The 3,873-nt window shown below is 48.0% G+C and carries 4 protein-coding genes and 1 tRNA gene; all 5 read left to right on the top strand.

Annotation, left to right across the window (positions count from 1 at the left end):
- Positions 1–195 precede the first annotated feature (195 nt).
- A complete protein-coding gene (gene alr / locus ACWA6V_RS18570) occupies positions 196–1,299 on the top strand; it encodes an alanine racemase (protein ID WP_449523888.1) in 1,104 nt (367 codons plus the stop codon).
- Positions 1,292–2,293, top strand: a complete 1,002-nt coding sequence (birA, locus tag ACWA6V_RS18565; RefSeq protein ID WP_449523887.1) for a bifunctional biotin--[acetyl-CoA-carboxylase] ligase/biotin operon repressor BirA — start codon at positions 1,292–1,294, stop codon at positions 2,291–2,293. The genes alr and birA overlap by 8 nt, the downstream gene beginning before the upstream one ends.
- Positions 2,283–3,038, top strand: coding sequence for a type III pantothenate kinase (locus ACWA6V_RS18560; RefSeq protein WP_449523886.1), 756 nt, complete (start codon positions 2,283–2,285; stop codon positions 3,036–3,038). The genes birA and ACWA6V_RS18560 overlap by 11 nt, the downstream gene beginning before the upstream one ends.
- A gap of 3 nt (positions 3,039–3,041) precedes the next feature.
- On the top strand, positions 3,042–3,752 hold the full coding sequence (locus ACWA6V_RS18555; RefSeq protein ID WP_449523885.1) for an SPOR domain-containing protein: 711 nt from the start codon (positions 3,042–3,044) through the stop codon (positions 3,750–3,752).
- A gap of 45 nt (positions 3,753–3,797) precedes the next feature.
- Positions 3,798–3,873: transfer RNA gene (locus ACWA6V_RS18550), tRNA-Thr, on the top strand.

The following is a 3,873-nucleotide window of genomic DNA, read 5'->3' as shown; positions in this document are numbered from 1 at the left end:
CAAGCTTCTAATACTAAAAACGCCCTCCAGGTAACTGCAGGGCGTTTTTTTATGCTCAACTTTTGCTAAACATGGCATGTATTTTATGTTCGCTTTTCCTGAGTAAATTTTGGCAGTAAAAACGGTGGATTTTGTGGTGGCGCTCTGCTTAGATGCGTTCACTTTTAGCTACTTAATCTACAAGGTTTTAATGCCGTGCTGACAATTGATCTCGCTGCTATTCAATCCAACTGGCTCAAATTGCAAACCGTTGGTGCGGGTGCAAGTGTTGCCGGCGTTATCAAAGCGAATGCTTATGGTTTGGGGGCGGATAAAGTCGGTAATGCTCTTTATGCGGTAGGCTGCCGGGAGTTCTTTTTTGCCTCAACAAATGAAGCGCTTGTGGCCAGGGCTTTTTTGCCTTCTGATTCTATTATTTACGTGCTGGGCGGTATTTCTACTGGTGATGAGCGCCTCTTGATTGAATCAAATTTAACGCCTGTTCTTTGTTCGCTTTCTGCTGTAGATGGTTGGGGCAAAGCAAATTTTGCTTTGGGTTCTAATGCTTCGTCTGCAATAAAAATAAATACGGGCATGACTCGCTTCGGGCTGGATGTGCGCGAGTTTGAGTCTTTGTGCAGCGATAAAAACTTGCTGCGTGCAATTAACCCTGTGTTGCTAATGAGTCACCTTGCCTGTGCTGATGAGCGCGACCATCCGCTTAATCTACATCAACAAAATCTCTTTTCAGATTGTGTCCAGTTGATGCGCCCCCTTTTACCCAATCTTCGTTTTAGTCTTGCAAATTCATCAGGTATTTTTTTGGGGGATAAATGGCATTTTGATTTGCTGCGCCCAGGTGCAGCGCTTTATGGCATTAATCCCATACCAAATACCCCAAATCCTATGCTTCCTGTTGTGCGCCTGTCGCTGCCGATTGTCCAAGTACGGACACTTGAGGCTGAGGCAGCGATAGGTTACGGCAGCAGTGTTACCTTGCCAGAAGGTGCTCGTGTAGCAGTTGTTGCTGGAGGTTATGCAGACGGCCTGCATCGCACTCTGGGTTTGCAGCCTGAAGGCTATTTAAGTGGGCAGCTGGTGAGAGCCGTTGGCCGTATGTCGATGGACTCCACAATGTTTGATATTTCGGCGCTCGGCTTATCTGGCGATCAACTGCTGGGGCAACAGATAGATGTGATTAATCCTGCGCTTTCGTTGGAATATCTGAGTAAAAAAAATACTTCCTTGGGCTATGAAATCTTAACCAGTCTTGGTACGCGCTATCAGCGCAAGTATCTAGCAGGCGCTTGTGATGTCTGAAGTGAATATTTTGGAAGCGGGTTCCCTGCGGCAGATATTGGCGTTGCTTGCTGATGGAGAATTTCATTCAGGAGAAGAGCTTGGGCTCTTGTTGGGCGTTAGTCGCGCTGCTGTCTGGAAGCATTTGCAAAAGCTGGAAGGTTTGGGGATCAGGCTGCTTTCCATTAAAGGTCGCGGCTATTGTATTGATGGCGGCCTGGATTTACTTGATCTTGAAAAGATAGAGGCGCAGATACATTCATCCTTGCCGATTCAGTTGAATCTATTCCCCCAGATAGATTCAACCAATGCCTATCTTATGCGTCACACCAATCCTGCTTTGCAAGTGTGTTTGGCGGAATCGCAAAGTGCGGGGCGAGGACGGCGGGGGCGCGTATGGGTGAGTCCGTTTGCGCAAAATATTTATTGTTCTATTGGTTGGGGGTTTGAGGGCGGGGTTGCTGCACTTGAAGGCTTAAGTTTGGCTGTGGGTTTGGTGATAGTGCGCACACTGCAGCGTTATGGTATTGCTGGTTTGGAGTTGAAATGGCCCAACGATGTGCTCTATCAGGATCATAAGCTTGCCGGCGTGTTAATTGAAATGACCGGTGATCCTGCCGGTTACTGCCAGGTGGTTATAGGTGTGGGGATCAATATCGCTATGGGCGATGATTCAGCTCAAGAGATAACGCAACCTTGGATAGATCTGCGCACCATTGTTGAGCGGCAAGGGCTCCCCTGTGTATCGCGCAATCAATTGGTGGCGACTTTAATTGATGAGCTGCTACTCGCGCTCAATGGTTATGAGCAGGCAGGTTTTGCCGATTATTGCGTCGAGTGGCAATCATTTAATGCACATGCCGGCCAAATGGTGGAGTTGCGCAACGGTAATAATGTCTGTTCCGGGATCTGTGTTGGTGTTAATGAGGTTGGTGCCCTGGTGTTGGATACGGCGAACGGTAGGGAGGCTTTCCATGGTGGCGAAATATCTTTGAGGCGCACACATGATTCTTGAAATTGATATGGGTAATACGCGCCTGAAATGGCGCATCCTGAATCAGCGATTGGTGCTAGCTCAAGGTGCCATGGGTATTGAGGCGCCGCTTGATCTGCTGCTCGATAGGATAGAGTCATACCGCACGGCGCTAAGCTCAGTGACAGTCGTAAGTGTAGTGGGTGACTTGCTGGAGCAAAAACTTGCCGATTGGTCTATCGAATATTTGAAATTACAGCCTGTCTTTGTGCGTAGCGGCGCAATTTGCGGACCAGTGCGCAATGGTTATAGTGAGCCGCAAATGTTGGGTGTAGATCGTTGGTTGGGGATAGTGGCGGCTTATCGGGTCTCAGCTGGTGCGTGTATTGTGGTTTCGTGCGGCACTGCTATTACTTTGGATTTGGTAGCGCAGGATGGCAAGCATCTGGGTGGGTTCATAGCACCGGGATTGAATCTTATGCTAGATTCGCTCACTTCCAGAACCCGCCAGATAAAATTGGATGGTGTGATTCCTGAGCTGGGTTTGTCGCCTGCAGTAGCAACATCTGGCGCAGTCTACTCTGCCTGTGGGGCTATGCTGACAGGTCTAATTGATAACGGGATGAAGCAATTGCACAGGCTCGATCAAAATACTGGGTTCCAAATGATATTTACAGGCGGTGACGCGGCTAGGTTGTTGTCTTTTTATCCTCAGGCTTTGGTGGTTCCGGATTTGGTATTGGACGGCCTTGCCTGTGTTTTGGATTATCCCCAACGGTTGGAGTAAAGAATGCGGGCAATTTTTATTTTGTTATTGGCAGCTAATCTCGCATTTTTTGGTTATCAATACTTCTTTGTCGGTAAAGATGAGGTAGTAACTGATGCGAAAGTGAAGGTTGAGGCTGCAGCTGGAGGTGGATTGCAGCTATTGGCTGAGCAAGAGGATGTTTCAAAGTTGCAGGCAAGGGTAAGGTCAGAAGTGAAAGCGGAGCCGCGCGCTGCCAGCAACGAAAAACCGGATGCTGAGTTTTGCACCATGATTGGCCCCTATGGTCAGTTGCTACAGGCCGAATATGCAGTGGAGCGCTTGGTTGCTTTGGGGGCTGTTGCGCACATCGCGCCAGTTGAAATAAAAGAGGGTGAATCCTACTGGGTTTATTTGAGGCCGGAAGTGTCTGAAAAAGAAGCGCTGCGCCGTTTGTATGAGTTGCAAAAGAAAAATATCGAAAGCTATGTCATTACCAAGGGTGAGCTGACCAATGGTATTTCTTTTGGGCGTTTTGCGGATTATGCCGAAGCGGAAGCGCGATCTGTCGAGATCAAAAAGCAGGGTTATGAGGTGGATATAAAGATGCTGCCAAAAATGATTCAGGAGACATGGGTTGTAATTGATGCAGGTTTTGCTGAAAAAATAGACGAAACCGTATGGGCTGACTTATTAACTAAAGAGTCTGCCTTGGAAAAGAGACAAAATTTCTGTTTAGGTGTTGCTTCCCAGTAAATGTTTCACTAGAATTCTGCCTCCACAAACAGCCGTGGTCAAAAAGCTGGCGTAGCTCAGTAGGTAGAGCAGCTGACTTGTAATCAGCCGGTCGGGGGTTCGATTCCTCTCGCCAGCTCCA

This window comes from Cellvibrio sp. (assembly GCF_053579595.1).
The sequence above is the reverse complement of the archived record's forward strand: the minus strand, read 5'-3'. Positions and strand labels throughout refer to the sequence as shown.

Coding starts and splice junctions, on each gene's coding strand:
- birA (WP_449523887.1), top strand. CDS start 1,292: ATGTCTGAAGTGAATATTTTGGAAGCGGGTTCCCTGCGGCAGATATTG.
- ACWA6V_RS18560 (WP_449523886.1), top strand. CDS start 2,283: ATGATTCTTGAAATTGATATGGGTAATACGCGCCTGAAATGGCGCATC.
- ACWA6V_RS18555 (WP_449523885.1), top strand. CDS start 3,042: ATGCGGGCAATTTTTATTTTGTTATTGGCAGCTAATCTCGCATTTTTT.